At 59.4% G+C, this 19,481-nt stretch carries 21 protein-coding genes and 1 tRNA gene; 14 read left to right on the top strand and 8 right to left on the bottom strand.

Annotation, left to right across the window (positions count from 1 at the left end):
- Positions 1-2: 2 nt before the first annotated feature.
- On the top strand, positions 3-1,205 hold the full coding sequence (locus V0R37_RS08965) for an NAD(P)/FAD-dependent oxidoreductase (protein WP_420374205.1): 1,203 nt from the start codon (positions 3-5) through the stop codon (positions 1,203-1,205).
- A 177-nt stretch (positions 1,206-1,382) separates the two neighbouring features.
- Entirely contained in the window at positions 1,383-2,096 is a 714-nt protein-coding gene (locus tag V0R37_RS08960) for a class I SAM-dependent methyltransferase (RefSeq protein WP_420374408.1), read from the top strand.
- Between the two features lies 1 nt (position 2,097).
- Here V0R37_RS08960 and V0R37_RS08955 read toward each other — a convergent pair whose 3' ends face one another.
- Together V0R37_RS08955 and V0R37_RS08950 are read right to left on the bottom strand one after the other, a co-directional pair.
- Positions 2,098-3,171: a metal-dependent hydrolase gene (locus tag V0R37_RS08955; RefSeq protein ID WP_420374204.1), complete on the bottom strand. Its 1,074-nt coding sequence runs from the start codon at positions 3,169-3,171 to the stop codon at positions 2,098-2,100.
- A gap of 12 nt (positions 3,172-3,183) precedes the next feature.
- Positions 3,184-3,504, bottom strand: a complete 321-nt coding sequence (locus tag V0R37_RS08950; RefSeq protein ID WP_420374203.1) for an I78 family peptidase inhibitor — start codon at positions 3,502-3,504, stop codon at positions 3,184-3,186.
- A gap of 125 nt (positions 3,505-3,629) precedes the next feature.
- Between V0R37_RS08950 and trhO the strand changes: the two genes are divergently transcribed.
- The 3 genes from trhO (at position 3,630) to V0R37_RS08935 (ending at position 5,544) form a co-directional block, all read left to right on the top strand.
- Positions 3,630-4,559: an oxygen-dependent tRNA uridine(34) hydroxylase TrhO gene (trhO, locus tag V0R37_RS08945; protein WP_420374202.1), complete on the top strand. Its 930-nt coding sequence runs from the start codon at positions 3,630-3,632 to the stop codon at positions 4,557-4,559.
- A 112-nt stretch (positions 4,560-4,671) separates the two neighbouring features.
- Complete coding sequence (locus tag V0R37_RS08940; RefSeq protein WP_420374201.1) at positions 4,672-4,830, top strand: hypothetical protein; 159 nt, start codon at positions 4,672-4,674, stop codon at positions 4,828-4,830.
- A 51-nt stretch (positions 4,831-4,881) separates the two neighbouring features.
- Positions 4,882-5,544, top strand: coding sequence for a glutathione S-transferase (locus V0R37_RS08935; RefSeq protein WP_420374200.1), 663 nt, complete (start codon positions 4,882-4,884; stop codon positions 5,542-5,544).
- A gap of 6 nt (positions 5,545-5,550) precedes the next feature.
- Here V0R37_RS08935 and fabI read toward each other — a convergent pair whose 3' ends face one another.
- The 3 genes from fabI to gloB are packed head-to-tail and all read right to left on the bottom strand — an operon-like array spanning position 5,551 to position 8,541.
- The gene (gene fabI / locus V0R37_RS08930; protein WP_420374199.1) at positions 5,551-6,333 is read right to left on the bottom strand and encodes an enoyl-ACP reductase FabI; all 783 of its coding nucleotides are present in this window, start codon (positions 6,331-6,333) and stop codon (positions 5,551-5,553) included.
- Between the two features lie 26 nt (positions 6,334-6,359).
- A complete protein-coding gene (locus V0R37_RS08925; protein ID WP_420374198.1) occupies positions 6,360-7,745 on the bottom strand; it encodes a transglycosylase SLT domain-containing protein in 1,386 nt (461 codons plus the stop codon).
- 7 nt (positions 7,746-7,752) lie between these two features.
- Complete coding sequence (gloB, locus tag V0R37_RS08920; RefSeq protein WP_420374197.1) at positions 7,753-8,541, bottom strand: hydroxyacylglutathione hydrolase; 789 nt, start codon at positions 8,539-8,541, stop codon at positions 7,753-7,755.
- A 26-nt stretch (positions 8,542-8,567) separates the two neighbouring features.
- Here gloB and V0R37_RS08915 point away from each other — a divergent pair, with 26 nt between their 5' ends.
- From V0R37_RS08915 to V0R37_RS08890, 6 genes are all read left to right on the top strand, one after another.
- Positions 8,568-9,320 carry a class I SAM-dependent methyltransferase gene (locus tag V0R37_RS08915; protein ID WP_420374196.1) on the top strand — a complete coding sequence of 251 codons (753 nt, stop codon included), beginning with the start codon at positions 8,568-8,570 and terminating at the stop codon, positions 9,318-9,320.
- Positions 9,321-9,389: 69 nt separating this feature from the next.
- The gene (gene rnhA / locus V0R37_RS08910) at positions 9,390-9,860 is read left to right on the top strand and encodes a ribonuclease HI (RefSeq protein WP_420374195.1); all 471 of its coding nucleotides are present in this window, start codon (positions 9,390-9,392) and stop codon (positions 9,858-9,860) included.
- Positions 9,861-9,923: 63 nt separating this feature from the next.
- Positions 9,924-11,033, top strand: coding sequence for an efflux RND transporter periplasmic adaptor subunit (locus V0R37_RS08905; RefSeq protein WP_420374194.1), 1,110 nt, complete (start codon positions 9,924-9,926; stop codon positions 11,031-11,033).
- Positions 11,034-11,047: 14 nt separating this feature from the next.
- Complete coding sequence (locus V0R37_RS08900) at positions 11,048-14,134, top strand: efflux RND transporter permease subunit (RefSeq protein ID WP_420374193.1); 3,087 nt, start codon at positions 11,048-11,050, stop codon at positions 14,132-14,134.
- 21 nt (positions 14,135-14,155) lie between these two features.
- A complete protein-coding gene (gene dnaQ / locus V0R37_RS08895; protein ID WP_420374192.1) occupies positions 14,156-14,863 on the top strand; it encodes a DNA polymerase III subunit epsilon in 708 nt (235 codons plus the stop codon).
- A gap of 77 nt (positions 14,864-14,940) precedes the next feature.
- A tRNA-Val gene (locus V0R37_RS08890) sits at positions 14,941-15,015 on the top strand.
- Between the two features lie 42 nt (positions 15,016-15,057).
- On the opposite strand, the gene V0R37_RS08885 is transcribed toward V0R37_RS08890, so the two are convergent.
- Both V0R37_RS08885 and V0R37_RS08880 read right to left on the bottom strand, forming a co-directional pair.
- The gene (locus V0R37_RS08885) at positions 15,058-15,357 is read right to left on the bottom strand and encodes a hypothetical protein (RefSeq protein WP_420374191.1); all 300 of its coding nucleotides are present in this window, start codon (positions 15,355-15,357) and stop codon (positions 15,058-15,060) included.
- Positions 15,354-16,136 (bottom strand): DUF899 domain-containing protein, encoded by a 783-nt coding sequence (locus V0R37_RS08880; protein ID WP_420374190.1) that lies wholly within the window; start codon positions 16,134-16,136, stop codon positions 15,354-15,356. Before V0R37_RS08880 ends, V0R37_RS08885 begins: the two co-directional genes overlap by 4 nt.
- 166 nt (positions 16,137-16,302) lie before the next feature.
- Here V0R37_RS08880 and V0R37_RS08875 point away from each other — a divergent pair, with 166 nt between their 5' ends.
- The 3 genes from V0R37_RS08875 (at position 16,303) to V0R37_RS08865 (ending at position 18,464) form a co-directional block, all read left to right on the top strand.
- Positions 16,303-16,830: a 2,4'-dihydroxyacetophenone dioxygenase family protein gene (locus V0R37_RS08875; RefSeq protein WP_420374189.1), complete on the top strand. Its 528-nt coding sequence runs from the start codon at positions 16,303-16,305 to the stop codon at positions 16,828-16,830.
- Between the two features lie 82 nt (positions 16,831-16,912).
- The gene (locus V0R37_RS08870; protein WP_420374188.1) at positions 16,913-17,632 is read left to right on the top strand and encodes an SDR family NAD(P)-dependent oxidoreductase; all 720 of its coding nucleotides are present in this window, start codon (positions 16,913-16,915) and stop codon (positions 17,630-17,632) included.
- 1 nt (position 17,633) lies between these two features.
- Complete coding sequence (locus V0R37_RS08865) at positions 17,634-18,464, top strand: IclR family transcriptional regulator (RefSeq protein WP_420374187.1); 831 nt, start codon at positions 17,634-17,636, stop codon at positions 18,462-18,464.
- A 52-nt stretch (positions 18,465-18,516) separates the two neighbouring features.
- Here V0R37_RS08865 and V0R37_RS08860 read toward each other — a convergent pair whose 3' ends face one another.
- Positions 18,517-19,470 carry a LysR substrate-binding domain-containing protein gene (locus V0R37_RS08860; RefSeq protein ID WP_420374186.1) on the bottom strand — a complete coding sequence of 318 codons (954 nt, stop codon included), beginning with the start codon at positions 19,468-19,470 and terminating at the stop codon, positions 18,517-18,519.
- Positions 19,471-19,481: the final 11 nt, after the last annotated feature.

Here is a 19,481-nt window from a genome sequence, read left to right as displayed (position 1 = left end):
TCGTGCCGTCGACCCGGCATGATGGGCTCGATGCAACATGGGACGTTGTCATCGTCGGTGCCGGACCGGCGGGAGCCGCAACCGCGATCACGCTGGCCAGCTTCGGCCAGCGTGTGCTTCTGGTGGAAGAGCGTAACTCCACGAGCTTCAAGCTGGGTGAATCGCTGGCGCCGGCCTCCGTCGGCCTGGTCAAACACTTCCTGGGCGACCCTGATGTTCCGGAACATCAGCTTCCAGGTCTTTTCAGAACGGCCGGCAACGTTTCGCTATGGGCAAGCGAGCAGGCCGACATAGCGGACTTTTTCTTCACATCGGCCGGGTTCGGCCTGTGCGTTGAACGGTTGGCTTTCGACGAAGCCTTGCGGTCGCGCGCGGTTGCGGCCGGTGCCACTTTGATCAAGGGCGTCCGCTTCCAATCCTGCGGCCGTATCGCCGACCATTCTTTCAATTGGGAATTGACGCTAGCTTCCGAAACGCAGGCTTGGCGGCATCGCGCCCGTTATCTGGTCGACTGTTCCGGCCGGCGGGCGGCCGTGGCCAAAGTGCTCGATGTCCCGACCATCCACAACGATGATCGCTTGTTCGCCTATGCGCAATGGTTTTCCTGCGCGGGCGAGGACGATGACCGCTACACCCGGATCGAGGCCGCGCGGCAAGGCTGGTGGTACAGCAACCGCTTGCCGGGCACGGAAGGCAATGAAACCAGGCGGCTGGTGGTTTTCCATTCCGACAAGGACCTGGCCGAAGCAAGATTGGCGGCGTCCCGGCAAGGCTTCGATCAACTGCTGGATGGCTCGACGCATATCGCGCCGATGCTTAAAGCCAGGGGCTACCACCCTTGCGGGACCATCCGGGGGGCGCCAGCCAACAGCCAGCGATTGCGGGACTTCCGCGGTGACGCCTGGATGGCGGTGGGCGATGCGGCGCAAGCCTATGATCCGCTATCTTCGCAAGGCATAGCCAAGGCGCTCAAGACGGCCAGCCATGCCGGACATATGATTCATTACGCGTTGACGGACTGTCCGCGGGGCTCGTCGGGACTGGGCAGCCGCAATACCTTCGTTCATCAGTACGATGAACAGCAGCGCCAACTCTGGCAAACGTACTTGTCGCAGCGAGATTACTATTATGGCATTCAGCCCCGCTGGTCTGATCAGCCGTTCTGGGAGCGTCGGCGGCGGTCGACGAATGGCGGCGCGCGATAGCTCTTCGCCATCCCGCTGAGGGGCGGTTCAAGGCATATATTAAGATGCAATAAATCGTCCCTAATTTTCAGCAATTTCCGCCAAATCAGGAATAAATTAGCTCATTTCGTACATTTAAGGCATACTCGACTGTCCTGTATCAGTGCGCGAGTCTTGCCTTATGTTGCTTCCATGACGATGCCCGGCTATAAAACCAAGCTAGAGAGTATCGCCATAGCGGGTGTCGACGATCTTGTCATCCGTTCCTTGCTGGACCGCCAGCAATTCCACGACCCTTGCGGCGCCGCGCAGCGCCGCGGCATCAGTTCCGCCACATGGCCTTTGTTCGGCATGTTATGGCCGTCCGGCATCCAGTTGGCCATACAGCTGGCGTTGCGGCCGGTAAGCCCCCACGAGCGCATACTCGAGATAGGCTGCGGCCTTGGACTGGCCAGTCTGGTCGGCCAGCGACGGGGTGCGCTCGTCACCGCAAGCGATTGCCATCCGCTCACCGAGCATTTCCTCGACGAGAACGCGCGCCTTAACGAGTTGCCGCTGTTGGAGTATCGGTATGGACAATGGGGGGCGGACAGTCTGTCGCTTCACCCGGAGCCGCCTGAAATGGCGCTGCAAGATCGTTACGACCTGATCATAGGCAGCGATCTGCTGTACGAACGCGATGCGCCTCATGGCTTGGCGGAGTTCATCGATCGCCACGCGGCCGACGGCGCCGAGGTCTGGATGGTCGATCCCAATCGGGGTCATCGGCCCGCCTTCAATCGCCATATGGCGGCCCGCGGCTTTCTGATGGAGCGGGAGCTGCGGCTGCCGGATCCCGCAGCCGCCACGGAACCGGACGCCTACAAGGGCCGTTTGCTGGTGTACCGGCGTAGCGGGCCGCTGGCCAGCTAGTTCAGGGCAGGTCGGCCGGCGCGGGTGCCGGCGTGCGCGTCATGTTTTTTTCCCATAGGGCGAGCGGCAATGGCGGCATGCGCTGCCATGCCCGCGTGAAAACGGCGGACAAGTGATCGGTTCCGCGTTCGTTGGGCCAGTAGGCGGGGGTTATGGCGCTCCAGCCGTTGCCTGGGCCTATGCGCCGGGCCATTTCGAACCGGAAAGAATAGAAACCGCCGCCCAAGCCCATGCGCAGGTCGGTAACCACCAGCCGGCCTGCGATATCGTCGTAGCGCAGCCAATTGTCGGTGAACCATTGCAAGCCGGCAAGCCGGCTGGACCCTGGCAGCGCGTGGGCCAGTTGAGTGTTCAGCGGGCGGCGTATGCTTTCCGACGGACCGGTGTCGAGCAGGCTGCGCACTGTTTCGACATAGCTGTCATCATCGGTTTTGGCCACGACGCGCCATAGCACGATGTTGAACGGTTCGGGGGTTGAGAACATGGCCTTTACGGCAAGGCCATTATTTTCCATATCTTGCCTGATCTGGGCTTCGATGGTCGATTTGGCGGCCATCGACAAAGCAAGATAAGCGGCACACCATCCCAAGGTCCAACATAGCGCTGCGCGTGCCTTGGCAGGCAAGCCCACGATGGATGCGGCCGCCACGGCGGCGAACAGCGGCAGGGTAAAAAAGGGATCGATAATGAATATGCTGGACCAACTGGTGGGCGTGGGCCTCAGCGGCCACCATAATTGCGTGCCGTAGCTGGTGAAGGCATCCAGCAGCGGATGGGTGATCAGTACCAGCCATAAGGTCAGGAACAGCCGGCCGGCACTGTACTGGGGCGATGGCCGCCAGTAACGGAATAGCGCGGCAAGCGCCAGGGCCAGCGCGGTCAAAACGAATACCGAATGCGAAAAGCCGCGATGGTTGATCATGCCCGATACGGGGTCGCCGTAATCGATCAGCACATCCAGATCGGGCAGGGTGGCCAGCAAAGCGCCGGCCCCCAGGGCCTTGCGTCCCTGGTAGCGGCCCAGCATGGCACCCTGGATGCCGGCGCCAAGCACGGCCTGTGTAAGAGAATCCATTGTTTACTTGTATCAGCCGCAGTTGACGCTGATGACGATGTCCTTGTCGTCGGTACGCAGATTGAGCCGCTGAGGGTTGTACTCCAGGGTCATGACGTCGTTCGGGCGCAGCGCCCGAGCCGTCTTTGAACCCGACTGCTTGCGATAATCTTCCACGAGGGCGGAGCTTATCTTTTTACCGACGGCGGATTCCGCCATATCGGCATTGCATGCCTGCGGCGCGGAGGAAGACGCGTCAGCGTTTTGTTCGCTGGAGGGGCCGGCCGGATTCGCTGCGCAGCCCGCCAGCAAGGCAAGCGCCGCAATGGCGCCGGGCATCAGTTTCCATGTCATAAGTGTTCCTCTTTATACGTTGTTGCGTATTAATGATACTGGAAACCGGGGGGTGCCGATAACGTTAAAATAGGCGCCGACGGCCGGCCGGGATCGGCTTTGCCTTATTACATTGTTTCAGGTTTATGGCTAATTTTCTCATCGCGGCGCTTTATAAGTTTGTCGAGCTCTCCGACTATCAGCAATTGCAGCAGCCCTTGTTCGAGTTTTGCGAGGCTCTGCAGGTGAAAGGCACCTTGCTGCTGGCCGAGGAAGGCATCAACGGGACCATCGCCGGCAGCAAAGACGGCGTCGAGGCGGTGCTCGATCATTTGCGGACGGATCCCCGGCTGGCAACCCTAGAGCACAAAGAATCCTGGGCCGAAAAAATGCCGTTTTATCGCATGAAGGTCAAGCTCAAGCGCGAGATCGTGACCATGGGTGTGCCCAATGTACATGCGCGCACCATGGCCGGCACCTATGTGAAGCCCGCCGAATGGAATGCCCTGATCGACGATCCGGACGTCGTGGTGGTGGATGTGCGCAACGATTACGAGGTATCCATCGGCTCGTTCAACCTTGCGGTCAATCCGCATACGACCAGCTTTTCCGAGTTTCCCCAATGGGTGGCCGAGCAGTCCGCCCAAGGCGGGGTGCTGGCCGAGGGGCGCAGGGTCGCGATGTTCTGCACCGGCGGCATACGTTGCGAAAAATCCACGGCTTATTTACGCTCCCAGGGCTTTGACGACGTCTACCATTTGGAAGGCGGCATACTCAAATACCTGGAAACCGTGCCGGCCGAAGAAAGCCGCTGGAAGGGCGAATGTTTTGTCTTCGATGAGCGCGTTTCGGTGCGGCACGGCCTGGCGCCGGGCAGCTACGAGCTGTGCCGTGCCTGCCGCTTGCCGCTGGATGCCAAGGACAAGGCTTCGGAACTCTATGAAGAGGGCGTCAGTTGCCCACATTGCCACGATACGCATAGCGACGAGCAGAAACAGCGCTTCAGGGAGCGGCAGAAGCAGGTTGAGCTGGCCCGCAAGCGGCGCCAGCGCCATATCGGAGTACGCATGAAATAGAGCGTTTTCATACGCTTGTCGCCAAAACAGGGTATGGTAATAGCTTGTTAGCAGTTTTTGCCATCTTCATCCGTTCATAACGGGATGGAATTCTTACTGTGAGGCTGTCGTCATGCTTGTAAAACCCCGTACTCCCACGCCGTTTCGTCCGTTGCAAACGGGAGCCCAGCAGCGTATCAACCAGGAACGCGCGAAACAGGCTTCAACCAAGCAGATCATCTGCATGGCCAGCGTCGGCAACGAGCGCTACGGCAGAAAGCGCGATAAATAGCCCGCTTCCTATCCGCTCCGGAAATTGCCGGCCTGCGGTATAACCTTGGGTATGAGTCCTCAGCCCGGAATTCCTCTTCCCATCCTGTATTCCTTTCGCCGCTGCCCCTACGCCATGCGGGCGCGATCGGCTATCGCCGCCAGCGGCCAGGCCTGCGAACTTCGAGAGATTGTCTTGAAGGCCAAGCCCCAGGCCCTGCTTGATGCGTCGCCCAAGGCGACCGTGCCTGTGCTGGTGGATACCGAGGGCCATGTCGTAGACCAGAGCCTGGACATTATGTTGTGGGCTTTGCGGCGTAATGATCCCGATGCCTGGCTGGCGCCGGAGCGGGGCGATCTGCAAGCCATGCTGGCGCTTGTGGAAGAGTGCGACGGCCCCTTCAAATACCGGCTTGATCGCTATAAGTATCCGCAGCGCTACCAAGAGGCAAATGGCGATCGCTTTCGCGATGAAGCCGCGGTTTGGCTTGAATCATTGTGCTTCAGGTTGGCCGATCAAGCTTTCCTGTTCGGCGGCCGGCCGGCGTTGGCCGATATGGCCATTGCGCCTTTTGTCCGCCAATTCGCCCATGTCGATCCAGCCTGGTTTCAGGCCCAGCCTTGGCCTGGCCTGCAGCGCTGGCTGTCGGACTGGAAGGAAAGCGGCCTGTTCCAGATCGTCATGGCCAAGTATCCGCCATGGCAAGAGGGCGATCCGCCTACGCGCTTTCCTTAGCGGGACTTATTCCATGCCGGGAACGACTGTGGAGAAACCGCCGTCCACGTGCGTGATTTCGCCGGTAACGCCTGCCGCCAGGTCCGACATCAAGAAGGCGGCCACGTTGCCGACATCTTCAATGGTGACATTGCGGCGCAAGGGAGCATGGGTTTCCACATATTTGAGTATCGTGGAAAAATCCTTGATGCCGCTTGCCGCCAGGGTCTTGATGGGGCCTGCGGAAATGCCGTTGGCGCGTATCCCCAGCGGACCCAGGGACGCCGCCAGGTAACGCACGCTGGCTTCCAGCGATGCCTTGGCCAGGCCCATGGTGTTGTAGTTGGGGATGGCTTTCTCAGCGCCTAGATAGGTAAGCGTCAGCACCGAGCTGTTGCGGCCCTTGAGCAAGGGCAGCGCGGCCTTGGCCATGGCCGGGAAGCTGTAGGCCGAGATATCGTGGGCGATGCGGAAACCTTCGCGCGTCATGCCTTCCAGGAAATCGCCGGCAATGGCCTCGCGCGGTGCGAAGCCTATGGAGTGGACCAGGCCGTCCAGGCCATCCCATTGGCCCTGGAGTTCCTTGAAGGCATTGTCGATTTGCTGGTCTTCGGCGACGTCGCAGGATATGACGATGCTGCTGTCCAGTTCCTTGGCGAATTCCGTAACGCGATCCTTGAAGCGCTCGCCGGCGTATGTGAACGCCAGTTCCGCGCCTTGTTGCTTGCAGGCGCGTGCTATGCCGTAGGCGATCGAGCGGTTCGACAACACGCCCGTAACCAGAATGCGCTTACCGTTCAGGAAACCCATGTGATGATCCTTTTTAATAATGAGAGCTAGCCGCGTATGCTTGTGCCCGGAACGCGCAAGCGCTTGCCCTTGGCCAGCTTGTCGTTCTTCAGGTTGTTGAGTTTACGCAGCTCGTTGACCGAAGTGTTATAGCGTTTGGCCAAAGAAAACAGCGTGTCGCCGCCTTTGACGGTATGGGTTCGGACATTGGCTTTGCGCTGCAGGACGACGACGTCTTTTTTCCCGTCCGTCTTGCCGCGAGTGGGAGCCGTGTCGGCGTCGGGTACTTCGAGCGATGCCAACTGGATGGAGCCGCGGGCGCCCTTGGCCGGAACCAGCAGGGTTTGCGCCACAGCGCGGCTTTGCTTTTTGCTCAGGCCATTGACGGCCCGCAATCTGCCCAGGCTGATGCCATGTTGCTTGGCGATCGCGGCGTAGGATTCGCCTTTCTTGCTTCTGTATGTATCCCAGGAACTGAGCCTGCCTTGGTAGGCCTGCAGGTTCGCGTTGAAAATATCCACGCGGTTGGTGGGAAGAAGCAGGGTGGGTTTATGTTCGGCAAGAATTATGGGCCGGTTGAATGAGGCGTTGAGCGACTTGAATTCTTCGACCGACATCTCGGCCAGCTTGGCGGCGACCTCGATATCGATATCGAAGTCGCGTTTCTGTACAGTGGTGAAATAAGGCGTGTTGCTGACTTCGGGCAGCGTGATGCCGAATTTCTTGGGATTGGCGATGATGTTCTTGATGGCCTGGAGCTTGGGCACGTAGTTGCGCGTTTCGTCGGGCATGTTCAGCGAGGCGTAGTCCGCCGCTTGTCCCGCTTTCGTGTTTTTCTCCATGGCCCGCTTCACCGACCCTTCGCCCCAGTTGTACGAGGCCAGCGCCAGATACCAGTCGCCCTGGAAGTCGTACAGATAGGAAAGGTAGTCCAGCGCCGCGTTGGTCGACGCTATGGGGTCGCGGCGTTGGTCGCGCCACCAGTCCTGCTCCAGGTTGTAGTGCTTGCCGGTGCTGGGAATGAACTGCCACAGCCCCGAAGCATGAGCGCGCGAGTAGGCGGTGGGGTTGTAGGCGCTTTCGACGAAAGGCAGCAAGGCCAGTTCGGTGGGCAGGCCGCGGCGATCGAGTTCGTCGACGATGTAGTACAGGTATTTGCCCGCCCGCTGGCTCATGAGCAGCACGGACTCAGGGTGCGAGGCGTAGTAATCGGTCCAGCGCTCGGTAAGTTCGCTGTGCAGGTTGGGTATGGCGAAGCCCCGCCGGATTCTGTCCCACATGTCGCGCGGCGGGTGGGTAAGGTCTATCGTGCGCGAGGTTTCGGCCGCCGTGTAGGTTTTCTTGGCGGAGGCATAGGGGTTTTGCGTGTTATTGGTGGCGCAACCAGCCAGTACTGCTACGATAAGCAGAATGAATAGTCGTAAGCAGTTCATTGGCAATTCATTTAAAGTTGTTCTTCCATTCGCGTAAACCGGCAAATATTTCTACCTGTGAGTCCAGCAAGGTTCCTGCGTAAGCGCTTGCCGCCTTTGCCACCGAAGCCTGCGAGGTCCGCAGGAAGGGATTGGTATCAAGCTCGGCTTGGATCGTGGACGGCAAAGTGGGCTGTCCACGAGATCGAAGCTGCGTGGCGGCTTCCAATCGTTGCTGCAAAACGGTGTTGCCGGGCTCGACATGCAGCGCCCAACGTAAATTTGCCAGTGTATATTCATGGGCGCAACATACTAACGTATTAGGCGGCAAAGCGCTTAGTTTACCCAGAGAATTCGCCATTTGGATGGGTGTTCCCTCGAACAAGCGTCCGCAACCCCCCGCAAACAGGGTGTCGCCGCAAAAAACCAAGGGTTTTCCTGTATCGAGCTGGCCGTAGTAAGCGATATGGCCGGCGGTATGGCCGGGAATATCGAAAACCTTGAGCGTCAGGCCGACGGCGGGCAATTGTACCGTATCTCCTTCGCGCATCCGATGGTCGCAGGCTGGCAAGGTTTCGGACGCGGGGCCATAGACGACAGCCCCGGTTCGCTGTTGTAATGCCAGCACCCCGCCCACATGATCGTGATGATGGTGGGTAAGTAAAATGGAGTCCAGCGTCAGCCCGCGCTGTTCAAGCAGGTCTTCGACGGGGGCCGATTGGCCGGGGTCCACCACAACGGCCCGGCCGTTTTTACAGAGCATCCAGATATAGTTGTCTGTGAAGGCCGGCAGCGGAATCAATTCAGTAGTAGTCATAGCGTAAGGCGGGAGTTAGCGTAGCGGTGGAACAACCTCTTATATTAGAGCTTGCCGAATGGCTGAGCACCCCTGCGGGACAGTATGTGCAAGGCTGGGAGCAAAAGCAGATCGATGCCATGGTCAGCAATGTATTCGGCTATCATGCCATACAAATCGGCCTGCCGCAGTGGGACTTGCTGCGCGCCAACCGCATTCCGTACAAGGGCAGGACACGGGTGCTTTTCGATACAGCCGCCCATGCCGATGCGGCGGTCGTTGCCGATCCGGAGAATCTGCCGTTCGATACGCAAAGCATCGATTTGCTGGTCCTTCCCCACATCCTGGAAACCTCCGCCAAGCCGCATCAGATACTGCGCGAGGCCGAACGGGTGCTGATGCCTGAAGGCCGCGTCGTGATTTCCGGCTTCAATCCCTGGAGCCTCTGGGGCGCAAGCGATCGCATCCCGGGGCTGGATCCCTTATTGCCCGTTCCGGCGCATTTGCAGGTATCGCTGCCGCGCTTGAAGGACTGGTTCAAGCTTTTATCCTTCGAGCTGGATAGGGGCCGGTTCGGATGCTATGCCCCGCCTTGCAACAGCCAGGCATGGCTGGACCGCTGGTCGTTCATGGACGCGGCGGGCGACCGATGGTGGCCGGTATGCGGCGCGGTCTATGTCGTATCGGCTGTGAAGCGCGTCGCCGGCATGACGCTGGTGGGACCGAAATGGAAAACGGCAAAAAAACGCGTCCAGCGCCAGGCGGTTGTAACCGGGCGCCACTCCGATCTTGGACTGTAGCGCCGGCACGCCGGCATCTGCGTGCCATTACCGTAAAAATATCAGGAAGCAATTCGCGCAATACTCTCAATGACAATAAATAGCAGTCAAGTTGAAATCTGGACCGATGGCGCCTGCAAGGGCAATCCCGGGGTGGGAGGCTGGGGCGCGTTGCTGCGCCAGGGCCGGCATGAAAAGACCTTGTATGGGGGAGAACCCGACACCACCAACAACCGCATGGAGTTGATGGCCGTGATCCAGGCGCTCAAGGCCCTGAAGCGGCGCTGCGACGTGGTGGTGCACACCGATTCCCAGTATGTGCAGAAAGGCATGAATGAATGGCTGGCGAACTGGAAGCGCCGGGGATGGAGAACCGCCGACAAGAAGCCGGTCAAGAATGCCGACTTGTGGCAAGAGCTGGACAGCCTGGTCCAGCAGCACGTCCTGACCTGGAAATGGGTGCGCGGCCACGCCGGCGATCCAGGCAATGAAAAGGCCGATCAGCTGGCCAATTTGGGGGTGGAGCTGGCGCGCGCCGATTTGATGAATAAAAGCATGTAATTAAAAGCAAAGCAATGCTAAAGTCACAAATTGTGTCGGCATCCTCTTTCATATCCTATCCTCATGAAACACTCCTCTTTCGGACTTTTTCTGGTGCTTGCAGTGGGCATTGCGTTGGGTGCCGGCGGCGCCGGCTGGCTGGCCGGACGCGGCGCCAACGGTGCGGGCAAGCCCCCGGCTTCGGCTCACGCGACGCAGTCCGAGCAGGCAAAAAAGAAAGTGGCTGTCGAGGTTGCCGACGTTGAGCAGTTGGCGATGCCGCGCGGCGTGTCGGCGGTGGGCAGCCTGCGTTCCGAAAACTCCGTCATGCTGCGCCCCGAAATCACCGGGCGCATCGCCGAAATCAATTTCAACGAGGGCGGCAAGGTCAAGAAAGGACAGGTGCTGGTGCGCCTGGACGACAGCGTGGCCAAGGCTCAATTGCAGCAGGCCCAAGCCAACCTCAATCTTGCCAACAGCCAGTATCGGCGGGCGGTGGAGCTGGACAAGCAGGGTTTCATCAGCAAGCAGGCGCGCGACGAGGCCGGCAGCCAGCTCAAGGTGCAACAGGCCGCGCAGGCGCTCGCCAAGGCCCACCTGGACAAGACCGCTATCCTGGCGCCCTTCGACGGCATGATAGGGCTGCGCAATGTTTCGGTGGGCGATTACGTCAGCCCGGGCATAGACCTGGTGCCCATCGAGTCCATCGACCCGCTGAAGGTCGACTTCCGCATACCCGAGCAGTTCCTGGGCGAAGTTCGCGAAGGCATCAAGCTGGCGCTCAGTTTCGACGCGCTGCCGGGGCAAAGCCGCGAGGGCGAGGTGGGCGCCATCAGTCCCTTGGTCGATGTCGGCGGCCGATCCATATTGTTGCGCGCCAATGTGCCCAACGCCGACGGCGCGCTGCGTCCCGGCATGTTCGCGCGCGTGCGGCTGCAGTTTGCCGACGACAAGGCCTTGGTGGTTCCCGAGACGGCGCTGGTTCCTTCCGGCGAAGAGCAGTATGTTTTCCGCATCGTCGATGGGCATGCCCAGCGGGTCGTCGTGCAGGTCGGCCAGCGCCGCAGCGGCCGGGTCGAGATCGTCTCCGGGCTGCGGCCCGGCGATCAGGTGATTACCGCCGGCCTGCAAAAAGTACGTGACGGCGATCTGGTCCAGATACTGTCCACGCCCAAAAACGCTGCCGTTTCCTGAGCCGCGAGAGCACCATGGTCCTTTCCGACATCTGCATCAAGCGCCCGGTATTCGCCACTGTGCTGTCGCTGGTCATCGTGCTGATCGGCCTGATTTCCTACGACAGGCTGACGGTGCGAGAATATCCGGCCATCGACGAGCCGGTGGTCTCGGTGATCACCGGCTACAAGGGAGCATCCCCCGAAGTGGTCGAGTCGCAGGTTACCAAGCCGCTGGAAGATCAACTGGCCGGCATGGAAGGCGTGGATGTCATGACTTCGCGCAGCCGTTCGGAACGCAGCCTGATCAACATCAAGTTCAATCTCGCGCGCGATCCCGATGCCGCCGCGGCCGACGTGCGCGACAAGGTTTCGCGCGCCCGCCGCTATCTGCCCGATGAAATCGATGAGCCCATCATCAGCAAGGTGGAAGCCGACTCGACGCCTATTATCTATATAGGCGTATCGACCGGCACGTTTTCGCAGATGGAGGCCTCGGACTATATCAACCGCTATGTGAAGACCCGTTTGTCGGTGCTGCCCGGCGCGGCCGAGGTGCGGGTCTATGGCGAACGCCTGCCGTCGATGCGGATCTTCATCGACCGCGGCAAGCTTGCGGCCTACGGCCTGATTGTGCAGGATGTCGAAGAAGCGCTGCGCCAGCAGAATGTGCTTATTCCGGCCGGGCGCATCGAATCGCAGCAGCGCGAATTCTCGGTGGTTTCATCCACCGATCTGCAAACCGTCGAGCAATTCCGCAATGTCGTGGTGGCCACGGTGAAAGGCTATCCGGTGCGCATGAGCGACGTGGCCGATGTGCAGATAGCCCCGCTGGACGATCGCGTGCTGGCGCGATTCAATGGACGGCCCAGCCTGACCATAGGCATTACCAAGCAATCCACCGCCAACCCCCTGGACCTGTCCAAGGAGGCGCGCAAGGAAGTTCAGCTGATCAACGAAAACCTGCCGGCGGGCATGAAGCTTAATGTGTCTTACGACACGTCCATCTTCATCCAGGAATCCATCAATTCGGTGTATCACACGGTGGCCGAAGCCATCATCCTGGTCGTGCTGGTGATTTTCTTTTTCCTGCGCAGCCTGCGCGCCAGCCTGATTCCCATCGTGACCATACCGGTCTCGCTGATCGGCGCCTTCGGGATCATGTATTTCTTCGGTTTTTCGATCAATACGCTGACCTTGCTGGCCATGGTCCTGGCCATCGGCCTGGTCGTGGACGATGCCATCGTGGTGCTGGAGAATATCTTCCGGCACATAGAAGAGGGCAAGACGCGGATAGAGGCGGCTTTCCTGGGCGCCAAGGAAATCGGCTTCGCGGTGATCGCCATGACATTGACACTGGTCACTGTCTATGCGCCGCTGGCCTTTGCCACGGGCCGTACCGGGCGCCTGTTCATCGAATTTGCCCTGACCCTGGCGGGCGCCGTGCTGGTATCGGGCTTTGTGGCGCTGACGCTGACGCCCATGATGTGCTCCACCTTGCTCAGGCATCAGGCCGGCCATGGGCGCATCTATACCTTTATCGAAGGTTTGCTGGTTTCGCTGACCAATCGCTATCGCAGCGGGCTGGCGCTTGCCTTGCGCCATCGCGCTATCGTGCTGCTGCTGGGGCTGGCCGTGGCAATGGGCAGCGCGGTCTTGTTCAAGACGGTAAAAAGCGAGCTTGCGCCTATCGAAGACCGCGGCGTGGTGTTCGGCGTGGTCAGCGGGCCTGAGGGCTCGACCTTGGACTACACCTTGCAAAGCGTCAAGCAGATCGAGCGCCTGTATGCGGACATACCGGAGTCCGCGGGCAACCAGTCCATCATCGGCTATCCGACGGTGGTCGATTCCTTCGCCATCCTGCGCCTGAAGCCCTGGGGCGAACGAGACCGTTCGCAGCAGAGCATCGCCAGCTCTCTCCAGCCCGAGTTCGCGGCATTGCCGGGCGTTCGGGCCTTCCCCACGAATCCGCCGTCGCTGGGGCAGCGGGCCACTTCCAAGCCCATCGATTTCGTCATCATGAGCCAGGTGACCTATCCGGAGATGGCCAAGCTGGTCGACGGTTTCCTGGACAAGCTCAAGGATTACCCCGGCCTGGAGAACGTCGATACTGACTTGCGGCTGAATACGCCTGAACTGCAGGTGGTGGTCCAGCGCGACAAACTGGCCGATGTGGGCATAGATGTCGGCGAAGTCGGCCGCACGCTGGAATCCATGCTGGGCGGCCGGCAGGTAACGCGCTTTCGCGATAGCGGCGAGCAATACGACGTCATCGTTCAGGTCAAGAAACAGGACCGGGCCGATCCCGCGGACATCTCCGACATCTATGTGCGGACCAGCGCCGGCGGCATGGTCCAGCTGTCCAACTTCCTGAAGGTGTCCGAAGGGGTATCGCCGCAGTCGCTGAATCACTTCAACCGCCTGCGCGCCGTGAAGGTGCAGGCTTCGATTGCTCCCGGCTACGCCTTGGGGGAAGTGCTTGAGCACATGAACGCCGTGGCGCGGGACACCCTGCCGCCGACTGTGCAGATCGACCTGGATGGGCAATCGCGCGAGTTCCGCGACTCTTCCGGCGGGATCTACCTGGTTTTCATGATGGCGCTGGCTTTCATCTATTTGGTGCTGGCCGCCCAGTTTGAAAGCTGGCGCAATCCCCTGATCATCATGTTCTCGGTGCCCTTGTCCATGACCGGGGCGCTCCTGGCCCTATGGTTGTCGGGCGGCACCTTGTCCATCTATAGCCAGATCGGACTGATTACGCTGGTGGGCTTGATTACCAAGCACGGGATTCTGATCGTCGAGTTCACCAATCAGCTGCGGGCCGAGGGCGTCGAGAAATTCGAAGCCGTCATGCAGGCCAGCGTATTGCGCCTAAGGCCTATACTTATGACTACCGGAGCAATGGTGCTGGGGGTCTTGCCGCTGGCCTACGCCACCGGCGCCGGCGCCGAATCGCGCCAGCAAATAGGCTGGGTGCTGGTAGGCGGCCTGAGCCTGGGCACGGTGCTTACCTTGTTCGTGGTGCCGGTGGCCTATACGCTTATTGCCGGCAAGGTAAAGTTGAAGGCGACCACCACGGCGTCGGCTCCTACCGAACACCTGGCGCCGCAGCAAGTGCAATAGTTTGGAAGCAACAGGAATTTTATGCGTCAAATAGTGTTGGATACGGAAACGACCGGACTGGATCCGGCGCAAGGCCATCGCGTCGTCGAACTGGCTTGCGTCGAAATGGAAAACCGCAGCCTTACCGGCCGGCATCTGCATCTATACCTGAACCCCGACCGCGACAGCGATCCCGAGGCCCTGGCCGTGCATGGCCTGACCACCGAATTCCTGTCCGGCCATCCCCGATTCGAAGAAGTCGCGCATCAGTTGGTGGAATACGTGAAGGATGCGGAAGTCATCATTCACAACGCCGCGTTCGACGTCAAGTTCCTGAACGCCGAATTGACGCGCATAGGTCTGCCCAAGTTCGACACCATGTGCCTGAAGATCACCGATTCGCTGCTGCACGCGCGCGAACTGCATCCGGGAAGGCGCAACTCGCTGGACGCCTTGTGCGAACGCTACGGCATATCCAACGCACACCGTACGCTGCACGGCGCCTTGCTGGACTCGGAACTGCTGGCCGATGTATGGCTGGCCATGACGCGCGGGCAGGATGCGTTGCTGATGGATTTCGATGAAGAGGGCGGCACAGGCCTGGATGGCCTGCGGCTGGAGAAATTCGATGCGTCCCTGCTGAAAATCGTGCTGGCCGATCCGACGGAACAAGAGGCCCATGATGCTTATCTGATCGAGCTGGACAAAGCCGCAGGCAAACCCAGCGTATGGCGCGCCATCGAGCTCTGATCTTTGGTGTACAATTACGGCCTTCCCAATCGTTTGCGCCAAGCCGATACCTTCAGCTAGCCGGCGCTGCGTCCTTGGGGCGGTTAGCTCAGTGGTAGAGCACTGCCTTCACACGGCAGGGGTCACTGGTTCGAACCCAGTACCGCCCACCAGAAATTCTCAAAATTCTTGAGCCCCGCATGCACGGCGCGAGATCATTTCCATTTTCGTGTGGAAACCCTCATGAGCCTGATCCACGGCGGCGAATGAAACACGCTCATCAGCAGGTACATCGGAAGCATTCCGGCGATCGGCGAGCCGGCCCCAATCGAGCAAATCTGGTTCATGGGGTCATCACTCAGGCCCGTGAGCAGAGCCATTACGGCGAAAGTCGGCGTGGCGGCCAAGTGCAATCCATTGACCAGGCGGGCAGTCATCGGGAAGCCGTTGTTGCGGGTGCCGCCAAGCCGTTTGTGCTGCGCTGCGCCGCCTGCATAAGTCTTGGCACCGGTCATGATGCTTCGGTCTTTTTATTGCGGAACGCGGCTTCGCCGGCCTCCGACACCGCATCCCATTCCGGGTCGACGGAAGCGCCAGGCACATAACTGTCATTCCAGTTCCACCATTTATACGGCCGGCTTTGCGGATAACCTTGCGGTGAGTCTTCCCATAATTCCTGGCGCCCGAGTGCCGTCATATCAAGATAACTCCAGACTGTGCCCATCGCTTCGTCGCCGCGGCCGTTGATAAAGTAAGTGCGGAATATGCAATTGCCGTCCCGTATGAAGGCGTTGTGGCCGTGCCATTCGTCCACGTCGAAATCCTTATCGAAGCCGTCCGTAATCGTGTACCAGGGAATGTGCTGCCATCCCATCCGGGCCTTCAGGCGTGCGATGTCCGCCTGCGGTGCACGCGATGCATATGCCAGTGTCGTATCGCGTGCATGCAGATGGGCAAGGTTCGATACTTGATCGGCACCCAGCGAGCAGCCGATGCACGCATGATCGGGCCAGCCGTGCACGCCTGGCTCGAAAAAGGCCCGGTAGACAATCAACTGACGACGGCCCTCAAACAAATCCAACAGACTGGCCTTGCCTTGGGGACCGATGAATTCGTATCCCTTGTCGACGGCCATCCATGGCATCCGCCGCCGCTCGGCTGCCAGCGCGTCGCGGGCGCGCGTCATGGCCTTTTCCTTTTCCAGCATCTGCCCGTGCGCGGCCTGCCATGCCTCGGGCGACACCACGGGTGGTGTAGACATCGGGGGACGCTTATCTGCATTAAGGTCGATCATGGTTACGCTCCTTTAATCGAGTGCTTTTAACTACCCTTGCTTGGTCGTGCATTCTTTTTAGCGCTGAACTTCAAGCTGAAGGGAGTAACAAATTTGTCTCGATTTCTGGAGAATTGTCCATATAATAAACATAATGTCCGCAATATGGATTTATAAGGAGAGAGCGATGCCTGTAAGCCGGCCTGATAGCGACAAGATGATGCCGTATCAATACCCCAACCCGCCGGAGGCCCTGCCCGAACTGGTCATTCCGAACGCCATTCCCACAGACGAACGGCTATGGGTTCCTCAAGGCGAGAATGTATGGTTCCGGCCTCTCTGCCTGAACGCCAGCCAGGGTTATTGGATGAATTTGTTGCGGGTGCGAAAATCTGGCGTGCTTAGCCGGCATCGGCATCCCCAAGCCGTGCATGGCTTTGTGCTCAAGGGCCGCTGGCGCTACCTGGAACATGATTGGGAAGCGACTGAAGGCAGCTATGTTTTCGAGCCGCCCGGCGAGACGCATACGCTTTACGTGCCACCCGATGTAGAAGAAATGATCACGTATTTTCAAGTCAACGGAATCATGTACTACTGTGACCCATGGGGCAAGGGGATGGGCTACGAAGACGTTTTCACGAAAATAGATATGTGCCGCAAGCACTTTGCCGAGGTGGGTTTGGGCGAAGATTATGTGCGCCAATTCATACGGTAATTACACAAGCATCACAACAAGATACAAGAGCTGCGCGGCGGGTCGCCGCGGCTTTCAACTGAACGTTTCGAATCAATAATTCATGACTTATCAAGAAAATATATTCGCCGGAAAGACGGCATTGGTGACAGGCGCAACCCGGGGCATAGGCGCTGCAATCGCCAATCGACTTGCATCCCTGGGGGCGCGCACCATTGCCGCCGGATTGGGTGCCTCGACAGATTCGCTGGACCCGGGGATCGAAGTGCGAGTTGGCGATGTCAGCAAGCAAGAGGACGTGGATCGTTTTCTGGCCGGGCTGGACGAGCTGGATATCGTCGTCAATTGCGCGGGCATCATCCGCCGTGGCGACGAACATGACCCGGCGGTGTTTGAACAAGTGCTGGCCGTCAACCTTACCGGCACCATGCGCGTATGCAGCGCTGCGCGCGGTCTTCTGGCGCGGCGCGGCGGCTGTATCGTCAATACCGCGTCGATGCTCAGCTTCTTCGGCGGCTCGCTTGTGCCGGCGTATTCGGCCAGCAAAGGCGGGGTCGCTCAATTGACCAAATCGCTGGCATTGGCCTATGCCGTCGATGGCATACGTGTCAATGCCATCGCGCCGGGCTGGATCGCCACGCCGATGACGCAGTCCTTGCAGGACGATCCCACGCGTTCGGGCCCCATCCTGGCTCGTACACCGCTGGGGCGCTGGGGCAAACCCGAGGATGTCGCCGAGGGAACCGTATTCTTGTGCACGCCGGCCGCCGCCTTCATGACCGGCGTCATCCTGCCCATAGATGGCGGATACATGGTGGCTTGATATGCCTGCACGACAACCCGCTTCCAGCACTCCCGCCTCGCAAGTGGCGGGGACCGCCGCCTTCTCGAAATTCATGCATCTGATGCAGTTGGTCGCCGACACACCCGAACCCATGACGGTGCCCGAGCTTAGCAAGATTAGCGGCTACCCAAGGCCCACGGTTTATCGCACGGTGGCCGCGCTGGTGGCCGAGCGCTTGCTGGCTGAACACCCCCGCAGCGGCAAACTGACTCTGGGACCTAGACTGATTCAACTGGCCAGCCGTAGTTGGGGGCGTTCCGAACTACGGCTGGCTGCGGTCGAAGAGCTCAAACGCTTACGCGATCTTACTGGGGAAACCGTTCACCTGGCCGTGCCCAACGGCCAGCATATGGTGTATATCGAGAAGCTGGAAAGCCCAAGCGCGGTGCGCATGAGCTCTCGTATCGGCACGAATGTTTCGATGCACTCGACATCGGTGGGCAAGATCTATCTGGCCATGCTGGATGAGGCCGCTTTACATGCCGCGTTGGACGCTTTGCCCCAACCCTTCTCGCTTCAAACTCCCAACACGGTCAAGGATTCGGCGGCATTGCGCAAGCAGCTGGAACAGGTCCGCCGGCGCGGCTGGTCGGTGGACGACGAGGAAAATGAAGAAGGCATTTGCTGCTTTGGCGCAGCGATTTTCGGCGAAGCCGGAAAACCCATAGCCGCCATCAGCGTCAGTACACTGCGTTTCCGCCAAAAACCCGACCCCGAGCAGGCCTACGTGACACCATTGCTTGAGGCTTGCCGGGCCATTACGCGGCGCATCGCCGAGACGCCTGCACTGTCCGGGGCGGACATGCTGTAGGGTGTCCTTAGGTGTGGTATCTACTATGTTTGCTTTGCTGTGCCGGATGACGTCATTCGTTGATGGTCGCGAACCGCCACCAACCCGAGTTGAATTCGGTTTTGATCAGTTCACGCAATATGACTTCGACGCGACGAGCTGTCCGGGTCAAAGGCCTGTCAGATGCATAAGCAACACAGACGCGGCGTTCAATAGCGGGATCGATGATATGAGCGGTAAATATCTCCTTGTGGGAAATCCGTATGTTCTTTAGCGCCGCCAGAGACAAGATAGTGGCCTCAGCGCTGCGCAAAACACGTTCCAGCAATAGTTCGTGTGCATCCAGTTCTGTACGCACATCCAGCTTTATGCCGACTGCGGCGGATGATTTCTCGACTAATGACCGCAAACCATGCTCGCGACTAGGCATAACCAACGGCACATGCCGTAGGTTGGCGAAGGCAATGTCACTATTGTCGTTGACGCACATGCTTTTGATGGCCTCAGCATTGCTATTGTCCACGGCAAGGAAAAGGTGTTCCTTCATCAACAGTTCGAAATCCAGACCGCTCAGGGAAGAACTGCTGTACACCAAGCCGAAGTCTATGGTTCCGTCTATGATCCATTTAGCCAAATGGCCCGAAAGGCCGCTGACGACCTTGATTTTGATGCCCGGACACTGCTGGCGGACCTGTTCAATCAGGGAGAGGGTCAGCAGAGGGCTTAATGAGCCCGGGATCCCGACGGTTACAGTGCCGACTTCTGTTACTTGGTGTGCCCGCAGGCTGGCTTTGGCTGCGTCCAGGGTGTCCAGGGCCACGCGCGCGTAGCTTAGAAACTCCTTGCCTTCAGGAGTCAAAATGGTGCCATCCAGTCGACGCTCGAATAGCTGAACTTCGAGCTCCTCTTCCAAAAGCTTGATTTGCGTACTGACGGCTGGTTGTGAAATATGTAGCAATTGCGCCGCTTTGATGATGGAGCGCTGCTCTGCAACCGCGATGAAATACGAAAGCTGGCGCAAGTTCATGCTAGTTGCCG

This window comes from Pollutimonas rozaliensis (assembly GCF_048751585.1).
Lineage (GTDB): Bacteria > Pseudomonadota > Gammaproteobacteria > Burkholderiales > Burkholderiaceae_B.
The sequence above is the reverse complement of the archived record's forward strand: the minus strand, read 5'-3'. Positions and strand labels throughout refer to the sequence as shown.